General features: G+C 59.6%; 23 protein-coding genes. 10 read left to right on the top strand and 13 right to left on the bottom strand.

Annotated elements, in window-relative coordinates; genetic code table 11:
* The first annotated feature begins 72 nt into the window (after positions 1 to 72).
* Both ACTJJI_RS09270 and ACTJJI_RS09265 read left to right on the top strand, forming a co-directional pair.
* Positions 73 to 885, top strand: coding sequence for a winged helix-turn-helix domain-containing protein (locus ACTJJI_RS09270; RefSeq protein WP_440653735.1), 813 nt, complete (start codon positions 73 to 75; stop codon positions 883 to 885).
* The gene (locus ACTJJI_RS09265; RefSeq protein ID WP_440653733.1) at positions 851 to 1,375 is read left to right on the top strand and encodes a hypothetical protein; all 525 of its coding nucleotides are present in this window, start codon (positions 851 to 853) and stop codon (positions 1,373 to 1,375) included. The genes ACTJJI_RS09270 and ACTJJI_RS09265 overlap by 35 nt, the downstream gene beginning before the upstream one ends.
* A 3-nt stretch (positions 1,376 to 1,378) precedes the next feature.
* Here the strand turns inward: ACTJJI_RS09265 and fliR are convergent, their stop codons facing one another.
* The 13 genes from fliR to fliF all read right to left on the bottom strand — a co-directional run bounded on the left by fliR (position 1,379) and on the right by fliF (position 11,798).
* Entirely contained in the window at positions 1,379 to 2,158 is a 780-nt protein-coding gene (gene fliR, locus ACTJJI_RS09260; RefSeq protein ID WP_440653731.1) for a flagellar biosynthetic protein FliR, read from the bottom strand.
* Positions 2,158 to 2,427, bottom strand: a complete 270-nt coding sequence (gene fliQ / locus ACTJJI_RS09255; protein WP_440653729.1) for a flagellar biosynthesis protein FliQ — start codon at positions 2,425 to 2,427, stop codon at positions 2,158 to 2,160. The genes fliR and fliQ overlap by 1 nt, the downstream gene beginning before the upstream one ends.
* Before the next feature lie 9 nt (positions 2,428 to 2,436).
* Positions 2,437 to 3,135, bottom strand: a complete 699-nt coding sequence (gene fliP, locus ACTJJI_RS09250; protein WP_440653875.1) for a flagellar type III secretion system pore protein FliP — start codon at positions 3,133 to 3,135, stop codon at positions 2,437 to 2,439.
* Between the two features lie 29 nt (positions 3,136 to 3,164).
* Positions 3,165 to 3,536: a flagellar biosynthetic protein FliO gene (fliO, locus tag ACTJJI_RS09245; protein ID WP_440653727.1), complete on the bottom strand. Its 372-nt coding sequence runs from the start codon at positions 3,534 to 3,536 to the stop codon at positions 3,165 to 3,167.
* Positions 3,536 to 3,919, bottom strand: coding sequence for a flagellar motor switch protein FliN (gene fliN, locus ACTJJI_RS09240; protein WP_014832539.1), 384 nt, complete (start codon positions 3,917 to 3,919; stop codon positions 3,536 to 3,538). Before fliN ends, fliO begins: the two co-directional genes overlap by 1 nt.
* Before the next feature lie 7 nt (positions 3,920 to 3,926).
* Positions 3,927 to 4,919 carry a flagellar motor switch protein FliM gene (fliM, locus tag ACTJJI_RS09235; RefSeq protein ID WP_046888407.1) on the bottom strand — a complete coding sequence of 331 codons (993 nt, stop codon included), beginning with the start codon at positions 4,917 to 4,919 and terminating at the stop codon, positions 3,927 to 3,929.
* 5 nt (positions 4,920 to 4,924) lie between these two features.
* Entirely contained in the window at positions 4,925 to 5,431 is a 507-nt protein-coding gene (locus ACTJJI_RS09230) for a flagellar basal body-associated FliL family protein (protein WP_014832541.1), read from the bottom strand.
* Between the two features lie 129 nt (positions 5,432 to 5,560).
* Complete coding sequence (locus ACTJJI_RS09225) at positions 5,561 to 6,622, bottom strand: flagellar hook-length control protein FliK (RefSeq protein ID WP_440653724.1); 1,062 nt, start codon at positions 6,620 to 6,622, stop codon at positions 5,561 to 5,563.
* Positions 6,619 to 7,068 (bottom strand): flagellar export protein FliJ, encoded by a 450-nt coding sequence (fliJ, locus tag ACTJJI_RS09220; RefSeq protein ID WP_014832543.1) that lies wholly within the window; start codon positions 7,066 to 7,068, stop codon positions 6,619 to 6,621. The genes ACTJJI_RS09225 and fliJ overlap by 4 nt, the downstream gene beginning before the upstream one ends.
* Before the next feature lie 12 nt (positions 7,069 to 7,080).
* Positions 7,081 to 8,445: a flagellar protein export ATPase FliI gene (gene fliI / locus ACTJJI_RS09215; protein WP_440653722.1), complete on the bottom strand. Its 1,365-nt coding sequence runs from the start codon at positions 8,443 to 8,445 to the stop codon at positions 7,081 to 7,083.
* Positions 8,442 to 9,146, bottom strand: coding sequence for a flagellar assembly protein FliH (locus ACTJJI_RS09210; RefSeq protein ID WP_046888402.1), 705 nt, complete (start codon positions 9,144 to 9,146; stop codon positions 8,442 to 8,444). The genes fliI and ACTJJI_RS09210 overlap by 4 nt, the downstream gene beginning before the upstream one ends.
* Positions 9,133 to 10,119 (bottom strand): flagellar motor switch protein FliG, encoded by a 987-nt coding sequence (gene fliG, locus ACTJJI_RS09205; protein ID WP_046888401.1) that lies wholly within the window; start codon positions 10,117 to 10,119, stop codon positions 9,133 to 9,135. Before fliG ends, ACTJJI_RS09210 begins: the two co-directional genes overlap by 14 nt.
* Complete coding sequence (fliF, locus tag ACTJJI_RS09200; protein WP_440653719.1) at positions 10,119 to 11,798, bottom strand: flagellar basal-body MS-ring/collar protein FliF; 1,680 nt, start codon at positions 11,796 to 11,798, stop codon at positions 10,119 to 10,121. Before fliF ends, fliG begins: the two co-directional genes overlap by 1 nt.
* 265 nt (positions 11,799 to 12,063) lie before the next feature.
* Here fliF and fliE point away from each other — a divergent pair, with 265 nt between their 5' ends.
* The 8 genes from fliE to ACTJJI_RS09160 are packed head-to-tail and all read left to right on the top strand — an operon-like array spanning position 12,064 to position 19,015.
* A complete protein-coding gene (gene fliE / locus ACTJJI_RS09195) occupies positions 12,064 to 12,387 on the top strand; it encodes a flagellar hook-basal body complex protein FliE (RefSeq protein WP_014832548.1) in 324 nt (107 codons plus the stop codon).
* A gap of 16 nt (positions 12,388 to 12,403) precedes the next feature.
* Positions 12,404 to 13,258, top strand: a complete 855-nt coding sequence (locus tag ACTJJI_RS09190; protein ID WP_046888398.1) for a CheR family methyltransferase — start codon at positions 12,404 to 12,406, stop codon at positions 13,256 to 13,258.
* Entirely contained in the window at positions 13,255 to 14,331 is a 1,077-nt protein-coding gene (locus ACTJJI_RS09185) for a protein-glutamate methylesterase/protein-glutamine glutaminase (protein ID WP_440653716.1), read from the top strand. Before ACTJJI_RS09190 ends, ACTJJI_RS09185 begins: the two co-directional genes overlap by 4 nt.
* A complete protein-coding gene (gene cheY / locus ACTJJI_RS09180; protein ID WP_014832551.1) occupies positions 14,321 to 14,707 on the top strand; it encodes a chemotaxis response regulator CheY in 387 nt (128 codons plus the stop codon). Before ACTJJI_RS09185 ends, cheY begins: the two co-directional genes overlap by 11 nt.
* A gap of 5 nt (positions 14,708 to 14,712) precedes the next feature.
* The gene (cheZ, locus tag ACTJJI_RS09175) at positions 14,713 to 15,351 is read left to right on the top strand and encodes a protein phosphatase CheZ (RefSeq protein ID WP_440653713.1); all 639 of its coding nucleotides are present in this window, start codon (positions 14,713 to 14,715) and stop codon (positions 15,349 to 15,351) included.
* A gap of 18 nt (positions 15,352 to 15,369) precedes the next feature.
* Positions 15,370 to 16,515: a flagellar biosynthesis protein FlhB gene (flhB, locus tag ACTJJI_RS09170; protein WP_219279537.1), complete on the top strand. Its 1,146-nt coding sequence runs from the start codon at positions 15,370 to 15,372 to the stop codon at positions 16,513 to 16,515.
* Entirely contained in the window at positions 16,515 to 18,611 is a 2,097-nt protein-coding gene (flhA, locus tag ACTJJI_RS09165; RefSeq protein ID WP_440653711.1) for a flagellar biosynthesis protein FlhA, read from the top strand. Before flhB ends, flhA begins: the two co-directional genes overlap by 1 nt.
* Entirely contained in the window at positions 18,608 to 19,015 is a 408-nt protein-coding gene (locus ACTJJI_RS09160) for a flagellar protein FlhE (RefSeq protein ID WP_440653709.1), read from the top strand. Before flhA ends, ACTJJI_RS09160 begins: the two co-directional genes overlap by 4 nt.
* The last annotated feature ends 32 nt before the right edge of the window (positions 19,016 to 19,047 follow it).

The raw sequence follows: 19,047 nt of genomic DNA, 5'->3' as shown, positions 1-19,047 counted from the left end.
TACCGTGCATTCATTACTATTAATTACACTAGCCAGAAGCGATGTCCATTACACCAGAAGAATCAAATAACTATGCTAAACCCTATCGCGATTGGAACGTCACTAACGCTGGATGTGCAGACCCGGGAACTTACCCGGACGGATACGCAAGAGACCGTTACCCTCCCCCAGAGCGCGTGCCTGTGTCTCGCCGCACTGGCCGAGGCGCAGGGTGAGGTGCTTTCCCAGGAACAACTGATGGAGATCGGCTGGCGTAGCGCCGGGGTAGAAGTCACGGACAACAGCGTACGGGTGATGATCACCAAACTGCGCCGCGCGTTTACTCAACTGAACCTGCAGGAAGCCATCACGCTCATCGCCGTGACGCGCAGCGGCTACCGCCTGCTGGTGCGGGAGGCGGGCAGCGAACTGCCACAAGCGGAACCCCTGCCCCTGGAGGATGAACCGATACAGGCCGATACACCAGAAGCACCACCGGCTGTGACGCACCTTCCTGCCCGCGCTCGCAATGCGCTCAGGCAAAAGATCGGTGTCACTCTGGCGGGCGTACTCGTTGGGCTGGCGATTGCGCTCCTCCTGCACGGCATTGTCGACTTTACCCCGCAGCCGGTTCACTTTGTGCGCTGGAACGGGCCCGGCGTGCCGCCCGGCACACAAGTGATGGTTCAGCAGGATAAACAGTCGCAACAAGCGCTGATTGAATCCACGCTGCAAACCTATACCCGTCACGTGCTGGACCGTCGTCCCAACGAAAAACCGGCCGCCGTGCTGTACGTCACCACCGGCTCTGAAAAAATGAGCCAGTTCCAGGGGCTTATTGCCTGCCAACAACCCTTTAAGGATTCAGGGAATGACTGCGAATCGTTCTATTTTCGCCTTTATTAAATCCCCGCTCACCCTGCTGTTTGTGGGCGGGATGGTCGCCGGGCTGGGCGGTATGGCGCTGTACGGGTTTAAAACCACCGCGTACGCCTCGCAGTGTATTGCCCCCACCTCCTACTACGTGATAGAGGACGACAACAACGCGACGCTGGCGCGGGGTATCTACCGCTCCTATCGCGACGGTCTGTTCAGCGGGCATACCACCTATATTGGCACTATTAGCCACTTCAGGGACGGCAAGCGCGACGGACTGCCCAAAGCGGTGAACCGTGAAGTGCGTTACGATGTTGAACTGTCGGGCAAACGGATCCATCTGACCGTCACCAGCCAGCACCGCAAGCTCGGTGGCCAGACCGCAGATAAAGACGTGACCGACTATATCTTCCCGCAGATTAAACCAGGTGAAGTGGCCACCAGCACCGTGTATCTGCTGGACGATAAAGTGCTGGCCTCCGGCACGGAAACCGTCGCCCGTATCGCCTGCATGAACTGAGGGTTACACCAGCGCCTGAATCAGGCCGGCAAGGGTATCAAACCCGGTGGCCATCAGGCGCTCAAAGAACGGGGCCAGCGTTTCGGCAATCAGGAACAGCGCCAGCATGCCGAAGGTGAGTGTCAGCGGGAAACCAATCACGAAGATGGAGAGCTGTGGCGTCAGGCGGTTTAACAGCCCGAGGATAAAGTTGATGCACAACAGCAGGGCGATAATCGGCAGTCCCAGCATCAGCCCCTGGCTGAAGATGAGCCCCGCGTGAGTGACCAGGTACATAAACCCGCCCGCATGCAGCGGCGTGGCGTCAACCGGCAGCGTCTGGAAGGTCTCCGCCAGCAGCGCCAGCAGCCAGAGATGGCCGTTAAAGGCGAGGAACAGCAGCGTCACCAGCAGGTTGAGAAAGCGCGAGATCACCGGGCTGTTACCGGCCCCGGGATCGAAGAAGGTGGCGAACGACAGCCCCATCTGCATACCGATGATCTCACCGGCCATGCGCACGGCGGCAAACAGCAATTGCAGCGTCAGCCCCATCGCCGCACCGATAATCACCTGTTTGGCCAGCACCCAGACGCCTTCCCAGGAGTAAAGCCCCACCTGCGCGTCGGGCAGCGTACCGCCGAGCAGGATCGCCGTCAGCAACGCCAGGCACGCGCGCAGCCGGGCGTTGATCGCCTTCTCGCCAAACACAGGGGCAACGTGCAGCAGCGCGGCAATGCGCACCATAATGAAAAAATAGTGGCTGACCAGCCCGTAGAGCTGGTCAAGAGGAAGTCCGAAGGCCATCAGCCGATCACATAGGGGAGGCTGGCAAACACCGCGCGGGTGTATTCAATAAAAATTTTCATCATCCACGGGCCAAGCGCCACCGCGACGCCGACAATCATCAGGATTTTCGGGATGAAGGTCATGGTCATTTCGTTGACCTGGGTGGCAGCCTGCAAAATACTGATGATTAGACCGGTGACCAGCGCGGCCACCAGCATTGGGGCTGATACCATCAGTCCCACCTTGATCGCCTGCATACCAATCACCATTACGCTTTCCGGGGTCATGGGTCTCTCCTAACTGTAAAAGCTCTGCGCCAGCGATCCCACCAGCAGCTGCCAGCCATCGACCAGCACAAACAGCATCAGTTTGAACGGCAGCGCAATGGTGGTCGGCGGAACCATCATCATCCCCAGCGCCATCAGAATACTGGCGACCACCAGATCGATAATCAGGAACGGGATAAAGATGGTAAAGCCAATCTGGAAGGCGGTTTTCAGCTCGCTGGTGATAAACGCCGGTACCAGAATGCTGAGCGGCACCTCTTGCGGCGAGGCGACATCCGGGGTTTTGGCGATACGGGCGAACATCGCCAGATCGCTTTCGCGTGTCTGGTCGAGCATGAACGCACGCAGCGGTTTCACCCCTTCGGTGAGCGCCACCTCCATGGTGATTTTATTTTCCTGCAGCGGCTGCCAGGCTTTTTCGTAGATCTGGCTGAACACCGGAGACATAACGAAAAAGGTCAAAAACAGCGACAGCCCCACCAGCACCTGGTTGGGTGGCGCGGTGGGTGTACCGAGCGCGTTACGCAGCAGCCCCAGTACAATGATGATGCGGGTAAACCCGGTCATCATCAGCAGTACCGCAGGGATAAAGGTAAAGCCGCTCAGCAGCAGCAGGGTTTGTACCGGCAGCGTCCAGCCCCCTTCCCCCGCCGGTTTGCCGAGGGTGATGTCAGCGTTGGCCGCCAGCGCACCGGCGGCAGGCAGCATCAGGGCGAGCGCCAGCAGCAGACGAAGGCTCACTGCTCACCTCCCGGACGGTATTTCTGACGCAGCTTTTCCAGCATCAGCGGAAAGGTCGCCGCAGGCGCGGTGGTCTGCGGGGCGTTTTCCGGGCGCGCCTGTGTGGCGAGGCAGGTAATCTGCGAGGCGGTAACGCCCAGCACCAGACGCTGTTCACCCACGTCAACCAGCACCAGGCGCTCGCGCGGCCCCAGCGACTGGGTCGCCACCAGGGTCATGTTGCCCTGGGCGTCGTTCAGCCGACGCGCCAGCCCGCTGCGGCGGGCGGCCCAGGCCAGCACCACCATCAGCAGGACGATCAGCGCCAGCGCGCCGCTGACCGTCATCAGTACCGAGCCGGTGGCCGGGAGGGAGTCAGTGGCGTTCATCAGCGGCTCAGACGATGCATGCGCTCAGACGGGGTGATGATATCCGTAATGCGGATGCCGAATTTATCGGACACCACCACCACTTCGCCCTGCGCAATGAGGTAACCATTGATCAGGATATCCAGCGGTTCACCCGCCAGACCGTCCAGCGACACCACCGAGCCCTGGCTTAAGCGCAGCAGCTCCTTGATGGTCATTTTGGTGCGTCCCAGCTCCACGGTCATTTTTACCGGGATATCCAGGATCAGGTTCATCTCGTCAGAAAATTGCGGTGCAGCCATGGTGTCGGTAATTCCCGCCGCGTGCTGTTCGGTCATGGCCTCACCCCAAAGATTATCGATGGACTGATCGTCAGAACCCGATGAGGTGTTCATATCGCTCATGGGGAAATTACTCCTTGTTTAATGAAAGTAGTGAAGGCTGAATCATCTGCTCGACCTTCAGGGCATATTGATTGTTGACGGCACCGTAGCGGGCCGTGAAGACCGGTACACCACCGACGCTGGCCTCGATAAATTCCTGCTTGTCCAGGGCGATAATGTCGCCTTTTTTCATCTGCATGACGCTGGAAAGCCGGGTGCCGATATCCGCGAAGCGTGCCGTCAGCTCCAGCTCGGTTTCCCGCATCTGGCTGGCCAGCAGCCCGCGCCAGTGGGAGTCCTCGTGCCGGGAGTTGTCCATCGGCGGGTTACTCAGCAGCTCGCGCAGCGGCTCAATGGTGCTGAAGGGAATACAGATGTTGAACTCCCCGCGGTGCGAGCCGATCTCCACCGAAAACGGCGTGGTGACCACCACGTCATTCGGGGATGAGGTGATATTGGTGAACTTCACCTGGATTTCGGAACGGATGTACTCCGTTTTGATTTTATAGATCGAACTCCAGGCAAATTCGTACGCCTCGCGCGCCATCGACAGCATGCGGTGGATCACGCGCTGTTCAGTGGGCGTAAACTCGCGGCCGTCAGCCTTGGTAGGGAAACGACCGTCGCCGCCAAACAGGTTATCCACGGCCATAAACACCAGCCCCGGCGAGAACGCCATCAGCGAGGTGCCGCGCAGCGGGTTAAGGTGCAGCAGGTTCAGGTTTGTCGGCACCGGCAGGTTGCGGGCAAACTCGTGATACGGCTGGATCTTAATGTTCCCAGCGGTAATGTCCGGGCTACGGCGCAGCAGGTTAAACAGCCCCATACGGAACTGACGGGCAAAACGCTCGTTAATAATTTCCAGCGAATGCAGACGTTCGCGAATGACCCGGCGCTGGGTATGCGGATCGTAGGGTTTGATCCCCGGGTCTGCCCCGTTGTTTTGACGATCGCTGTTGCTCTCCACATCGGCATTGAGCAAACGGTCGATCTCATCCTGAGATAAAAAGCTGTCAGCCATAATAATTACCGCAGAATAAATTCGTTAATAAGCACGTCAGTGACGCGAATGGACTGGTTAAATGCCAGCGGTTTATCGAGCTCACTCTGAATATTGGTAATCAGGCGACGCTTTCCTTCATCCGTCGATAAATCTTCATAGGTCTGGTGAGTAAGCAACATAAATAAGCGGCTGCGATATTCCGGCAAATATTTTTCCAGCACCGCCAGTGATTTCTGTTCTGCCACGCGAATGGACAAGCCCAGATACAATACCCGATCCGATTCGTTCGCCGTCGGCTTCAGGCTCACGGTAAAGGTATTCATTGAAGCGTACAGCGGCTCAACCTGTACCGGCGCCGGTGTTGCCTGCACTTCCCCTTGCGCAACCTCTGCTGCCGGTTTCGCAAATTTCATTTCCCAGAACAGGTAGCCGGAAAATCCGCACGCCGCAACGGCAGTCAAAAACATGAACGTCATCAGAAGCGAGCGAGACCCTCCGCCGCTGGCGACCTTTTTATTTTTATTACTCATTGAACGTACACCTGATAAATAAGAGAGGGCAGCGGACTACCCTCGGGTCAATATGGCGGACATTGTAGTCCATATCATCATCCTGATAATCAGGTGATAAAATTTCATTCCTGAAGCTAATTCGCCACTTCAGGCAAAGGTATTTATTCCGTATATATTTCCGGGGGTGGTGGTTAATAAGGTCGGCACGATCTCCTCTTCCATCAACGGCTCTTCCCCTTCCTGCGCGCCGTGCTCGTCACCCGATGCGTTCTGGCCCTGCTCACCGGCGGCAAACTGCTGCCCTTCCGCGCTCACGTTTGCCTGGCCGAGCTGAATACCCGATTCCGCCATCGCGGCCCGCAGCTGCGGCATGGCCTGCTCCATGACGTGACGAATATGGGCATGTTCGCTGACGATATGGATCTGCGCCTGATCCTGCTGCATACGCAGGGAGATCTGCAGCGACCCCAGCTCTTCCGGGTGCAGGCGGATCTCCGCGCTGTGCAGCCCGTTACGGCTAAAGATAGCGATATGCTGGCTGACCGACTGCTTCCACTCCGGCGTTTCCGGCGGATGGTTGACGGTGACAACCTGCTGCGGTGCATGCGCCACACTGGTGCGTACGGCGGCCGGCAGCGCCACGGCGCTCACCGATGAGCTCGCAGGCACGTCTGCCGTGATTATCGCCTCACTGCTCACCGCTGCGGGCTGCGCCGTCAGCGGTGCGGTATTTGCCGCTGGCGTGTTCCCGGCGGCGGCCATCAGGGGAGACACCGTTTTGCCTTCTCGCGCCGGGGTTTGGCCACTCACTATGCCCTCTGCAGGTTTAACCGGCTCTGCTCCGGTGACGCTGCGGGTCACCAGCTGTTGCAGCTGCCACTGCGGGCTCTCTTCACCCTCACCGTCGGTGAGTGAAACCCCTTTCAGGGCCTCTGCCAGCCCCGGCGGCGCGGCGAGCAGCATACCGTCGGCATCCGTTACCGGTGCGTCGCCGGTAAGCTGTTGCGGCAGTAAATCCGCGGATAACCCCGCCAGCGCGGCTTCCGGCATGGCTGCCAGCGCCTGGGGGTCAAGCCCCGGGAAAAGCTGCGCCAGTTCCGCCAGCTTGTCATCCAGCGCCAGGCTGAAGCCTTCGTCTGCGAGCAATCCGGCCTTCGGTTTGCCCTGTGCTGCGCCACCCAGTAACAGGGCGGCAATATCAATGTTCATAGCCTTTCTCTCTTTTGTCCGGCACGCTGAGCAAATTCATCCATCAGCTTTTGTTCATGTCGGCTCTGAACCAGGGCCTGCGCCGTCGCCCGGCGCTCAATCAGGGTTTCAAACGCGTTCAGGCGCTGCTTGTTCTGCACCCAATTCTGCTTCACCTCGTCTACCGCCTTTTCGCAGGCGTTAACGTGGCCTTCCTGCTGCTTCACCACCTGTTTCAGCGACAAAATAAACGACTGGTGATTCACCAGATCCGCCACCGACATACCGCCGCCCATCATTCCCTGACGCAGGGACTGCTGGTACTCCTGCTCATAGTGCTGCAGCTGTTCGTGCTGGGTCATCGCCTGCTGGAGCTGCTGCTGCGCCCCACCCAGCGCGCGGGTGGTCTCGGTCAGCGTCTCCTGCGCCATATCGCGCAGCAGCGTCATGGGGTTTTTCACGTTCATCGCGCCTCCGGATTAGTCCCTGATGTCCGGGAAGAGCCCGGACAGGGCGCGAACGGCGTCGTCATAGCCGCTGCGCTCGTGGATCGCCTGATGGAGGAACGCCTCCAGCGACGGATATTTGTCGATAGCCTGATCCAGCATCGCGTCGCTCCCTTTGACGTACGCCCCCACGCTGACCAGATCGCGGTTGCGCTGATACGCGGAAAGCAGCTGTTTAAAACGCTGCACCTTGCGGTACTGGGCATGCGGGATAAGCTCGGTCATGGCACGGCTGATCGAAGCTTCAATATCGATCGCCGGATAGTGCCCCGCCTCAGCAAGACGACGCGACAGCACGATATGGCCGTCGAGGATCGCCCGCGCGGAGTCGGCAATCGGATCCTGCTGATCGTCCCCTTCAGTGAGCACCGTATAAAACGCGGTGATTGAGCCGCCCCCTTTAATACCATTACCGGTGCGTTCAACCAGCGCAGGCAGACGGGCAAAGACCGACGGCGGATAGCCTTTGGTCGCGGGCGGTTCGCCAATCGCCAGCGCCACTTCACGCTGCGCCATGGCGTAACGGGTCAGGGAGTCCATGATCAGCAGCACGTTGAGGCCGCGTTCGCGAAAATCTTCCGCAATACGCGTCGCGTAAACGGCCCCCTGCATACGTAAAATCGGCGAGACGTCGGCCGGGGCGGCGACCACCACCGCCCGCGCCAGCCCCTGCTCGCCGAGGATATTCTCGATAAAATCTTTTACCTCGCGGCCACGCTCGCCAATCAGCCCCACCACGATGACGTCAGCGGTAGTAAAGCGGGCCATCATGCCGAGCAGTACGCTTTTGCCGACACCGGAACCGGCGAACAGGCCCATACGCTGCCCGCGCCCTACCGTCAGCAGGCCGTTGATAGCGCGCACGCCGACGTCGAGCACGTTTTTAATCGGATCGCGGTGCAGCGGATTAAGCGTTGGGGTAAACAGCCCCGCAGCCGGTTTTCCCGGCGCGGGACGGCCATCCAGCGGTCGCCCCTGCGCATCCAGCACGCGACCCAGCAGGTGCGGGCCAACGGGCAGTTGCTTACCCGCGTGGTTGTCACTTTGCAGGGCGTAAATGCGCGCCCCCGGCAGAATGCCGTCGACATGCTCCAGCGGCATCAGGAACAGCGTCTGGCCGTTAAAGCCCACCACTTCGCTCTCCACCGGGATAATGCCCTGCTCCGTCTGGCGCTCAACGATGCACAGGGCACCGATCGGCAGCTTCAGCCCCACGGCCTCCATCACCAGCCCGGTGGCGCGCGTCAGCTTGCCGTACTGGCGAAAATCGGGCACCTGCGTGAGTTTCTCCTCCACCCGGTCGAGGGCGGAGAGCCACTTTTTTAGCTGCTGGCTCATTGCGAGAGCTCCTCGCGCGCCAGCTGACAGAGCGCCTGCCAGCGGGTTTCCATGCTGGCATCCACTTCCACATCCGGGGAGACCACCCGGCAGCCGCCAGCGGCCAGGCTGGCGTCGCGGTGCAGCTCCCAGCCCATCGCGGTGAGCGTTTCACCCAGCGCCTGCTGCACCGCGCTAAACGCATCCGGGCTGACATACAGCTGGATGGTGCCGTGCAGCAGCGCGTCCTGCTGCATCAGGCTGCGGATCTGGGTCACCAAAGCATGGTTATCTGCCACACGAGACGAACCGTAGAGTTGCTGCACCGCTGTCAGGGACAGCTGCACCAGACGCGCGGGGATAAGCCCTTCGAGGTTTTCCAGCGCCAGCTTAAAGTTGCTGACCCAGGTTTCCGCCTCGCGCAGCAGCGCCTGCTGCTCCACACGCGCCTGCTCGACGCCCTGGGCAAACCCGGCGTCGCGGCCCTCTTTCAACCCGGCCTCATAGCCCTGTTTGCGGCCCTCTTCCTGGCCCTGTTGCTGCCCCTGGGCAAAGCCCTGCTGTTCCGCCTGCTTGCGCAGACGCGCCAGTTCGGCTTTCAGCTGCGCCTCAGACTGGGTGTTATCCAGCGTGGGCAGCGGGGTGTCCTGAGGTTCACCCAGCAGGTTTTCAGGCTGCCAGGCGCGCCACCCGGTAGCGTTATGTTCATCAAATGTAGGCATCGTCGCTGCCTCCAATCAGGATCTCGCCGGTCTCGGCCAGACGACGCACCACGTTGAGGATAGTCTTCTGTTCGGCTTCCACCTGCGACAGACGCACCGGGCCACGGGAGGCCAGATCGTCGGTCATCAGCTCGGCCTGACGGCGCGACATGTTGCGGAAGAACTTCATGCGCAGCGGCTCGTCGGCCCCTTTCAGCGCGATGATCAGCGTATCGCTCTCGATCTCCTGCAGCAGGCGCTGGATGCTGCGGTCTTCCACATCCACCAGGTTTTCGAACAGGAACATCTCGTCGATGATCTTCTGCGCCAGCTCGCCGTCGAACTCGCGTACCGCCTCGATGGCCGCCTCTTCCTGCTGAGATTTCATCAGGTTGAGGATCTCGGCCGCCGGACGGACACCGCCCATCTTGCTGCGCTTGAGGTTCTGACCGTGCAGCAGGTTGTTGAGCACTTCCGTCAGCTCCTGCAGCGCGGCCGGCTGTACGCCGCCGAAGGTGGCAATACGCAGCATGATGTCGTTACGCTCACGATCGTCGAATTTACCCAGCACGTCCGCCGCCTGGTTACGCTTAAGGTGGACCAGGATGGTGGCGATGATCTGCGGATGCTCTTCGCGGATAAGATCGAATACCGCCTGCGGATCCATAAAGTTGAGCGTTTCGATGCCGTTGGTGCCCTGGTGGGTATCCAGCAGATCTTCCAGCAGCGAGGAAGCGCGCTCTTCGCCCAGCGCCTTGACCAGCACGCTGCGCAGATAATCGTTGGTGTTGAGGCTAAGCGCCGCATATTCGCTGGAGTCTTTCTTAAACTCCTCCAGCACCATGGCCATCTGGTCGTGAGTAAAGCCCGCCATGTTAACCATGGAGCCACTGATCTGCTTCACCTCGTGGGCGTTGAGGTGCTTGAACACCTCCGCCGCCAGGACATCTCCCAGCGTCAGCATGACGATGGCGCTTTTTTCTGAGGCATTCATTATTTCGGCTCCTTACTCATCCACTGGCGGATCACGAGGGCAATAACGCGCGGCTCCTGCTCTGCCAGCTCACGCAGCTGTTGACCATTGAGTTCCGTATCCACACGCTGCTGGGCGCGGTCGCGGTTGCTTTTCTCCGCTGCACGTTTTTTCGCGGCAATCTCTTCTTCCCGCGCCTCTTTTTCCATCTCCAGACGGCGCAGGGTGGTCTCCTGGTGGCGAACCCAGGCAGGCTGAACCAGCTTGCGCCACATGACCCAGGCGATAATGGCGATGACCAGATAGCGGGCGATAGCCATCAGCAACGCGTAGAAGCGATCCTGCTCCCAGAACGGCGGAACCGGCTCTTCCACCACGCCGTTGAAGGCGGAGTTGAGGATGTTGACGCTGTCGCCACGGCTGGCGTTATAGCCAATCGCCTCTTTGACCAGCGCGTTAATGCGGGTCAGTTCGGCCTCGCTAATCGGCCCAGCCTTACCCTCTTCGCCCTGCGGCAGATGGTTTATCACCACCGCCACGGACAAACGCTGAATGCGCCCCACGCTGGATTTGGTGTGCGTAAGGGTGCGATCCACCTCAAAGTTGGTGGTCTCGTCACTGCGGTTGTTGTACGGCTGCGGCGTCTCGCGGTTATTATCCGTGCCGGTGGTTTTCTCTTTCTTATCATCCCCTGGCGTGTTCAGCGGCTGGGTGATGGGCGCGGTCGCCGGTGCGGGAGGCGTATTGCTCAGCGCGCCCGGAACGCCGCTGGCACCACGGCGATTCCCCTGCTCGGCCAGGCTGGCCTGACGACTGCGGATCGCCATTTTTTCAGGGTCGCTGTTCGGCTGATACTGCTCCTGCGTCTGCTCCTGCTCGGTGAAATCAATCTGCGCGGTCACCTGGGCGCGGATGTTTTCATCCCCCACCAGCGGGGCGAGAATGCGCTGGATGCGCTGCTGGTAGTCGCTCTCGATTTCATTGGTGTATTTCAGGTGCGCGGTCTGCAGGCCGCGCATCCCGCTCTGGGTGAGCAGGTTGCCGCGCTGATCGACAATGGTCACGCTCTCTGCGGCCAGCCCGGTCACCGCGCTGGAGATAAGATGGGTGATCGCCACCACCTGGCTGTCGTCAAGGGTGCGGCCCTGCAACAGGTTAACGGTGACGGACGCAGTCGGTTTTTTCTGTTCGCGGACAAACATCGACGGTTTTGGCGTGGCCAGATGCACGCGCGCGCTCTGGATCGGCCCGAGATTTTCAATGGTACGCGCCAGCTCGCCTTCCAGAGCGCGCTGATAGTTCACCTGCTCGGTAAACTGGCTGACGCCAAATTTCTCCTGATCGAGCAGTTCAAAGCCCACGCCGCCGCCTTTCGGCAGCCCCTGCTGGGCCAGCTTCATGCGCACCTCATGCACCTGCGATGCCGGGACCATGATCACGCCACCCGGCGTGTCGATGCGGTAAGGGACATTGAGCTGCGACAGCTGCGCCACGATGGCGCCGCCTTCTTCATCACTGATATTACTGAACAGCACCCGGTAATCCGGCTCCTTTGCCCAGAACATTAACGCGATGATGACGGAAAGCGCCGCAGCGCCGCAAATCACCAGCAAAAGCTTCGGGCTGCCGCGAAGTGAGGACAGCATCGATTTAATTCGCTCTGCCGGATTGTTGGTTAACTCATTTAGTGTGGCACTCATGCCGTATTCCTGTATGAAATAGCACGCATCCGCGATGCGCGTCAGCTCACGAAATTCGCGAGAGTGATGTCGACGATTTCAAAAATATAAGAATTTTTCAGGCGGGCATTATCGTCTGAAAGGCGTTTTTTTTAAGGATAAATAAGCTCAAAGTTCTGTCGGCTTATTGGATTTTCTGAGGTTTTTAAACGCGTGTTAAGCTGTCGACGTTTAAAAGATGTGCAACAAACCGCCGTTTTTATCTTAATCACCAGGAATAAAAAGAATGTCAGCGACATTAATGCGTGGCGTACTCGATCAAATTCAAACCCAGGCGCAGCAGGTCAGCGGCCCATCTCACCGGCTGCACACCTCGCGCGACGAGGCCCCTGCCTTTTCTGACGTTTTATTTAACAGCATTAACGAAATAAATAAAACCCAGGTTGAGGCAAAGAGCAAAACACAGCAATGGATGTCTGGAAGTAGCGATATTGCCCTGAATGACGTGATGCTGGCGATGCAGAAATCGTCTATTTCATTCAGCTTTGGTATGCAGGCACGAAATAAGATGATTAGCGCCTATCAGGAAATAATGAATACGCCGGTTTAAGGTCTGATCCCCTTCTATGAGTGAAATTAACAGCACGCCTGCACGCTTATCCCTGAATACGCTTTCACTGACTGACAGCGAATTACAGCGTGTCGGGAAATTAATCTATAAGCGCGCCGGCATTGTCGTCAACGCGCAAAAGCGAGAGATGATTTTTAATCGTCTCTCGCGTCGCGTGCGCACGCTGGGGCTGGCCACGTTCAGCGAGTATATCGCCCTGCTTGAGTCGCACTCTGAGCATCCGGAATGGCAGAACTTTATCAACGCGCTGACCACCAACCTGACCTCCTTTTTCCGCGAGGCGTATCACTTCCCGATCCTCGCGGAACATGCGCGCCAGCGCGCGAATGGCTATCGCGTCTGGTGTACCGCCGCCTCAACGGGGGAAGAGCCCTGCTCTATCGCCATGACGCTCAACGAGCAGCTGGGTGCGTCGGTGGCCGGGCCGCGCATCTGGGCGTCGGATATCGACACCGAGGTGCTGGCTAAGGCCGAAGCGGGCGTCTACCGGCTGAGCGATCTGGATGCGCTGACGCTGGCGCAAAAGCGCCACTATTTTCTGCGCGGGGCGGGCGACAACAGCGAGTGGGTGAAAGCCCGGCGGGAACTGCTGTCGGCCATTCACTACCAGCAGCTTAATTTACTCGATGAAAAGTGGTCCGTTCCCGGTCCGTTCGACGCCATTTTCTGCCGCAACGTGATGATTTATTTCGACGCGCCGACGCAGCAGCGTCTGTTGCAGCGTTTTGCGCGTCTGCTTAAGCCGGGTGGCCTGCTGTTTGTCGGTCATTCGGAACACTTTAACCACGCACATATTCCGCTGCGCCTGCGGGGGCAGTCGGTGTATGAACTGACGGAGGCCACACGGTGAAGGCGATTCGTGTGCTGGCGGTCGATGATTCCGCCCTGATGCGTAACATGCTCAGCGCGGTGGTCAATCAGCAGCCTGATATGGAAATGGTCGGCACGGCGCCGGACGCGTTTATCGCGCGCGAGCTGATTAAACAGCTCAACCCGGACGTGCTGACGCTGGATATCGACATGCCACGGATGGATGGGCTGGAGTTTCTCTCCCGCCTGATGCGCCTGCGCCCGATGCCGGTGATTATGGTCTCCTCTCTGACCACCCGTGGGTCGAAAGCCACCATGACCGCGCTGGAGCACGGTGCGGTGGATTTTCTGCCCAAGCCGGAGCACCGCGGCGCAGAGAATATCGACAGCTGGAGCCAACTGGTAGTGGAGAAGATCCGCGTCGCGGCTCGCGCAAAGCTGGCACAGCATAGCCCTGACGTCAGACCGGTCCTCGCCGGTATTCCCGTGCGCCAGCAGAGCATCATCGCCATCGGCTCTTCTACGGGTGGCACGGAGGCGCTGCGCCGGGTGCTGATGCAGCTGCCGGTCAGTACGCCAGGGATTGTGATCGCCCAGCACATGCCTGCCGGTTTCACCTACTCCTTCGCCCAGCGGCTTGACTCGCTGTGCCAGATTGCCGTGCGGGAAGCGCAGGATGGCGAACCGGTGCGACCCGGTACCGCCCTGATTGCCCCGGGCGATCGCCATATGGAGATCCTCTGCCAGGACAATGGCTACCGGGTCAGGCTCAGCGATGCCCCGCCGGTGAACCGCCATCGCCCGTCGGTGGATGTGCTGTTTGACTCCGTGGCGCGTCAGGCCAGCAAACACGCCACCGCCGCCCTGCTGACCGGCATGGGCGCGGACGGCGCGCGCGGTCTGCTGCACCTGCGCCAGACCGGCGCCTTTACCCTCGCGCAGAGCGAAGCCACCTGCGTGGTGTTCGGCATGCCGCGTGAGGCGATTGCGCTGGGCGCGGCGAAAAAGGTCGTCGATCTCGACGATATCAGCCAGTGCTTACTGGACAGTTTTCATAAACATAAATTATCCAAAACCGACTCACGTTCAGGAGATCTCCCCCATGTCGGATAAAAATTTGCGTTTTCTGGTGGTAGACGACTTCGCCACCATGCGACGCATCGTACGAAACCTGCTGCAGGATCTGGGCTACAAGCACATTGACGAGGCCGAAGACGGCCAGGACGCGCTCAACAAGCTGCGCACCAGCGACTTCGATTTCGTCGTCAGCGACTGGAATATGCCCAATATCGACGGTCTGGAGCTGCTGAAAACCATCCGCAGCGATGCGGCGATGTCAAAACTGCCGGTCCTGATGGTGACCGCAGAAGCGAAGAAAGAGAACATCATCGCGGCCGCTCAGGCGGGGGCTAATGGTTACATCGTTAAGCCGTTTACCGCTGCCACGCTGGAAGAAAAGCTCGGCAAAATCTTTGAAAAACTCGGGTAACCCTTATGAACTCCCCGTTAAACATGCAGGCGGATAACGCCAAAGAGATTTTTGTTCGCATCGGACAGCTGACCCGTCTGCTGCGCGACAGCATGGCTAACCTCGGTCTGGAGCAGGCGATTATGGAAGTCGCGGACGCCTTTCCGAACACCCGCGACCGCCTGAACTACGTGGTCGGTAAGACCTCTCAGGCCGCCGATCGCGCGCTGACCAGCGTGGAGGTGGCGCGCCCGCTGCAGGAAGGGCTGAGCGATAACGCCAGCGCACTGAGCGCGCGCTGGGACGCCTGGTTTGAAAACCCGCAGCCGCTGGAGGATGCCCGCGAGCTGGTCAAAGCGACCCGCGCCTTCCTGCACGACGTGCCGGAGAAGGCCCGGCAGACCAACCGCCAGCTGACTGAAATCATGATGGCACAGGATTTCCAGGATCTCACCGGTCAGGTGCTGCAAAGCCTGATGCACGTGATTGAGACCGTCGAGAAAGAGCTTATCAGCGTGCTGGTGGAAAACATGAACGAACGCGACGCCAGCGCCGCCGCCGGTGATGCGCATCTGAAGAACGGTCCGCAGATCGATACCCGCGCCGAAGGCATTGTGGCGTCTCAGGAGCAGGTGGACGATCTGCTGGAGTCACTCGGCTTCTAATCCCGCCGGGCGAATGTCATGTCAGAACAAAACGACAGCGAAAAAACAGAAGACCCCACACCCCACCGAAAGCAAAAAGCGCGCGAGGAGGGACAGGTTCCCCGATCGCGCGAGCTGACGAGCGTCCTGATGCTGCTGGCAGGCTGGGGATTGCTGCTGGTGGCGGGCGGCTGGCTGGCAAAACAGCTGCAGCATCTGCTGCATAACGGCTTAACGTTTGACCGGCTGTTAGTCAGTGACCCGCAGCAGATGCTGCATCACGCCGGAGCGCTGCTGGGTATCGCCTTTCTGGCCCTGCTGCCGTTCGTGGGCGGGCTGTTTTTGACCGCCGTCGCCACGCCGTCGCTGATTGGCGGCCTGAATATGAGCGCCAAAGCCCTCAAATTTAACGTCAAAAAGCTCAATCCGATCAGCGGCATCAAACGCCTGTTTTCCGGGCAGATGGTATCGGAGATGGTGAAGAGCATTCTGAAGGTGATGCTGGCGGGCATCGGCGGTGGGCTGTTTTTGTGGTTCAACAAAGGGAAATTTATCAGCCTGATGTATGAACCGCTGCGCCTGGCGCTGGGGGATATCAGCGCCCTGCTGATGGGCTGCATGCTGGTCATTATTTTATCGCTGATCCCGATGGTGGCGTTCGACGTGGTTTACCAGCTCTGGAGCAACTTCAAGAAGCTGCGCATGAGCCTGAAGGAAATCAAAGACGAATTCAAAAATCAGGAAGGCGATCCGCTGATTAAAAGCAAGGTTCGCCAGTTGCAGCGTCAGATGGCGCAGCAGCGAATGATGAGCGACGTCCCCACCGCTGACGTGGTGGTGAATAACCCGACCCACTATTCGGTCGCCCTGAAGTACCAGGAAGGTGCCATGGGCGCGCCGATGGTGGTTGCCAGCGGTAGCGGGCTGATTGCCCTGCGCATCCGTGAACTGGCCGAAGAGAACCGGGTCCCTATGCTTGAGGCGCCGCCGCTGGCGCGCGCCCTGTATCGCCATTGTGACCCCGGCACACCGGTTCCCGCCGAGCTGTATAGCGCGGTGGCGGAAGTGCTGGCCTGGGTTTATGGCCTTAAGCGCTGGCGTAAGGGCTATGGCTTACGTCCGCTGACACCTAAAGATCTTCCCGTTCCGGCGGGGATGGATTTTGCACAAGAGAGTAGAGAGTGATGGCCAATATCGCCACCAAATTACGATTACCCAACATGAAGGAAACCCAGTGGCAGGTGCTGGCCGGGCCGGTGCTGATCATGACCATCCTCGCGATGATGATCCTGCCGCTGCCGACCTTTGTGCTGGACCTGCTGTTTACCTTCAACATCGTGCTGTCGATCATGATCCTGCTGGTCGCCATGTTTACCCAGAACACGCTGGAGTTTTCAGCGTTCCCGACGGTGCTGCTGTTCTCCACCCTGCTGCGTCTGGCGCTGAACGTCGCCTCAACGCGCGTGATCCTGATGAACGGCCATACCGGCTCGGAAGCGGCGGGCCAGGTGGTAGAAGCCTTCGGCCACTTTCTGGTGGGCGGTAATTTCGCCATCGGTATCATCGTGTTCATCATTCTGATCATCATTAACTTTATGGTGATCACCAAGGGTGCGGGACGAATTGCGGAAGTGGGCGCGCGCTTTTCTCTCGACGGGATGCCGGGTAAGCAGATGGCGATTGATGCCGATCTCAATGCCGGACTGATCGGCGAAGAAGAAGCCAAGCGCCGCCGTAAAGAGGTGACGCAGGAGGCGGACTTCTACGGCTCGATGGACGGTGCGAGTAAGTTTGTGCGTGGCGATGCCATCGCCGGGCTGCTGATTATGGCGATCAACATTATTGGTGGCCTGGTGATTGGCGTGATGCAGCACGACATGTCCGTGGGCGTGGCCGGTGAAACCTATACCCTGCTGACCATCGGTGATGGTCTGGTGGCGCAGATCCCGGGTCTGGTGATCTCCACTGCGGCCGGCGTGGTCGTGACCCGCGTAGCCAACGATCAGGATGTGGGCGAGCAGATGGTGGGCCAGCTGTTTACCTCTCCGCGCGTGATTGTGCTGGCGGCGGGCGTGATTGGCCTGCTGGGGCTGATCCCCGGCATGCCTAACTTTGTCTTCCTGCTGTTTACCGCCACGCTGCTGGGTGTCGCCTGGTGGCTGCGCGGGCGCGAAGGTGAAGCGAAAAAAACGGGTGGAGCGCAGGCTGACGCCTCCGACGCGACGGAAGCCGAGATGGCGCAGGTACACGAAGCCACCTGGTCTGATGTACAGATGGAAGATACCCTGGGTCTGGAAGTGGGCTATCGCCTGATCCCGATGGTGGATCACGAGCAGCAGGGCCAGCTGTTGACCCGCGTGCGCGGCATCCGCAAGAAGTTTGCCCAGCAGATGGGCTTCCTCCCGCCTGCCGTGCATATTCGTGACAACCTGGATCTGGCGCCGACGCACTATCGCATTCTGCTTAAAGGGGTCAACATTGGTTCGGGTGAAGTGCAGCCGGATCGCTGGATGGCAATCAACCCCGGTTGCGCCGAGGGCGAAGTTCCCGGCACGCCGTGCACCGAACCCACCTTTGGTCTGCCAGCCCTGTGGATCGATGAAGTCCACCGCGAACTGGCGCAGACGCTGGGCTACACGGTGGTGGATCCGAGTTCGGTGGTGGCAACGCACCTCAACCATCTGATCACCACCCATACCGAGGAGCTGTTTGGTCGTCAGGAAGCGCAGCAGCTGCTCGACCAGATCACCAAACATTCACCGAAACTGGTGGAAGATTTGATCCCGGCGGTCATCAGCCTGACCATGCTGCATAAGGTGCTGCAGAATCTGCTGGCCGAGCGCGTGCCGATCCGTGATATGCGCACCATCATCGATACGCTGGCGGAGTTTGCCACCGCCCAGAGCGATGCCGATGAGCTGACCACCCGCGTGCGGGCGCGTCTCTCCCGGGCGATCACCCAGCAGTGGTTCCCGGGGGAGGACGATATTCAACTGATTGGTCTGGATCTCTCCCTGGAGCAGCTGTTGATCCAGGCGACCCAGAGCGGCAGCGCGATTGAGCCGGGGATAGCTGAAAACCTGATGAAGCAGACCGAACAGGCGCTGCAGCACCAGGAAGGCCTGGGCGCGCCGCCGGTGCTGCTGGTGAACCCGGCCCTGCGTCTGATGCTGTCGCGCTACCTGCGCCGCATCTTCCCGCAGCTGGCGGTCCTTTCCAGCCAGGAGATCAATACCCAGCGCAACGTGCGGATGACGTATCTGATTGGGGGTAAAGGATGAGGAGAGCAGGACTTGCGCTGCTGCTGGTTTCACCGCTGGCGATGGCGGCGGACGGTTCATGGAGCGGTAGCAGCTTCGGCGGCACAATGACCCGTGGACAGGTGGTACTGAAAAGCAAACCGCTGCAAAGCCCCTCTCCCCTGCCCGCTGGCGCAGTGGCTTCGCGCGTACACTGGAAGATTCAGACGAACGGCCTCACCCCCGCCGGGTTTCGCATTCGCCTGTGCAGTGCCACTCGCTGCCTGAGGCTGCCCGGCTATGCCGGGGAGCTGCCCCTGCCTGCCGGAATGCCGCCAGGCGGGCCGTTTCGTTTTGAGTATTATTCCGTGGCGGGAGGTCGCCTCGACACACCGCTGACCGTGCTGAGTAACCAGGTGACGGTGAGTTATCGCAACCGGGGTTGAGCGTATCGCCCCCGTTGCAGTCGGTGATATCT

It is taken from the genome of Enterobacter sp. 22466, assembly GCF_052044775.1.
Lineage (GTDB): Bacteria > Pseudomonadota > Gammaproteobacteria > Enterobacterales > Enterobacteriaceae > Enterobacter > Enterobacter dissolvens.
Note: the sequence above shows the minus strand (reverse complement) of the source record. Positions and strands in the feature narration are given on the sequence as shown.

What these genes read in the sequence shown, in the direction of transcription:
- fliG (WP_046888401.1), bottom strand. Translation starts at nt 10,119, where the DNA reads ATGAATGCCTCAGAAAAAAGCGCCATCGTCATGCTGACGCTGGGAGAT.
- ACTJJI_RS09160 (WP_440653709.1), top strand. Translation starts at nt 18,608, where the DNA reads ATGAGGAGAGCAGGACTTGCGCTGCTGCTGGTTTCACCGCTGGCGATG.
- fliF (WP_440653719.1), bottom strand. Translation starts at nt 11,798, where the DNA reads ATGAGTGCCACACTAAATGAGTTAACCAACAATCCGGCAGAGCGAATT.
- fliQ (WP_440653729.1), bottom strand. Translation starts at nt 2,427, where the DNA reads ATGACCCCGGAAAGCGTAATGGTGATTGGTATGCAGGCGATCAAGGTG.
- fliP (WP_440653875.1), bottom strand. Translation starts at nt 3,135, where the DNA reads ATGCTGCCTGCCGCCGGTGCGCTGGCGGCCAACGCTGACATCACCCTC.
- fliJ (WP_014832543.1), bottom strand. Translation starts at nt 7,068, where the DNA reads ATGAACGTGAAAAACCCCATGACGCTGCTGCGCGATATGGCGCAGGAG.
- fliM (WP_046888407.1), bottom strand. Translation starts at nt 4,919, where the DNA reads ATGGCTGACAGCTTTTTATCTCAGGATGAGATCGACCGTTTGCTCAAT.
- ACTJJI_RS09190 (WP_046888398.1), top strand. Translation starts at nt 12,404, where the DNA reads ATGAGTGAAATTAACAGCACGCCTGCACGCTTATCCCTGAATACGCTT.
- cheY (WP_014832551.1), top strand. Translation starts at nt 14,321, where the DNA reads ATGTCGGATAAAAATTTGCGTTTTCTGGTGGTAGACGACTTCGCCACC.
- ACTJJI_RS09225 (WP_440653724.1), bottom strand. Translation starts at nt 6,622, where the DNA reads ATGAACATTGATATTGCCGCCCTGTTACTGGGTGGCGCAGCACAGGGC.
- fliE (WP_014832548.1), top strand. Translation starts at nt 12,064, where the DNA reads ATGTCAGCGACATTAATGCGTGGCGTACTCGATCAAATTCAAACCCAG.
- ACTJJI_RS09210 (WP_046888402.1), bottom strand. Translation starts at nt 9,146, where the DNA reads ATGCCTACATTTGATGAACATAACGCTACCGGGTGGCGCGCCTGGCAG.
- cheZ (WP_440653713.1), top strand. Translation starts at nt 14,713, where the DNA reads ATGAACTCCCCGTTAAACATGCAGGCGGATAACGCCAAAGAGATTTTT.
- fliO (WP_440653727.1), bottom strand. Translation starts at nt 3,536, where the DNA reads ATGAACGCCACTGACTCCCTCCCGGCCACCGGCTCGGTACTGATGACG.
- fliR (WP_440653731.1), bottom strand. Translation starts at nt 2,158, where the DNA reads ATGGCCTTCGGACTTCCTCTTGACCAGCTCTACGGGCTGGTCAGCCAC.
- ACTJJI_RS09230 (WP_014832541.1), bottom strand. Translation starts at nt 5,431, where the DNA reads ATGAGTAATAAAAATAAAAAGGTCGCCAGCGGCGGAGGGTCTCGCTCG.
- ACTJJI_RS09270 (WP_440653735.1), top strand. Translation starts at nt 73, where the DNA reads ATGCTAAACCCTATCGCGATTGGAACGTCACTAACGCTGGATGTGCAG.
- flhB (WP_219279537.1), top strand. Translation starts at nt 15,370, where the DNA reads ATGTCAGAACAAAACGACAGCGAAAAAACAGAAGACCCCACACCCCAC.
- fliN (WP_014832539.1), bottom strand. Translation starts at nt 3,919, where the DNA reads ATGAGCGATATGAACACCTCATCGGGTTCTGACGATCAGTCCATCGAT.
- fliI (WP_440653722.1), bottom strand. Translation starts at nt 8,445, where the DNA reads ATGAGCCAGCAGCTAAAAAAGTGGCTCTCCGCCCTCGACCGGGTGGAG.
- ACTJJI_RS09265 (WP_440653733.1), top strand. Translation starts at nt 851, where the DNA reads ATGACTGCGAATCGTTCTATTTTCGCCTTTATTAAATCCCCGCTCACC.
- flhA (WP_440653711.1), top strand. Translation starts at nt 16,515, where the DNA reads ATGGCCAATATCGCCACCAAATTACGATTACCCAACATGAAGGAAACC.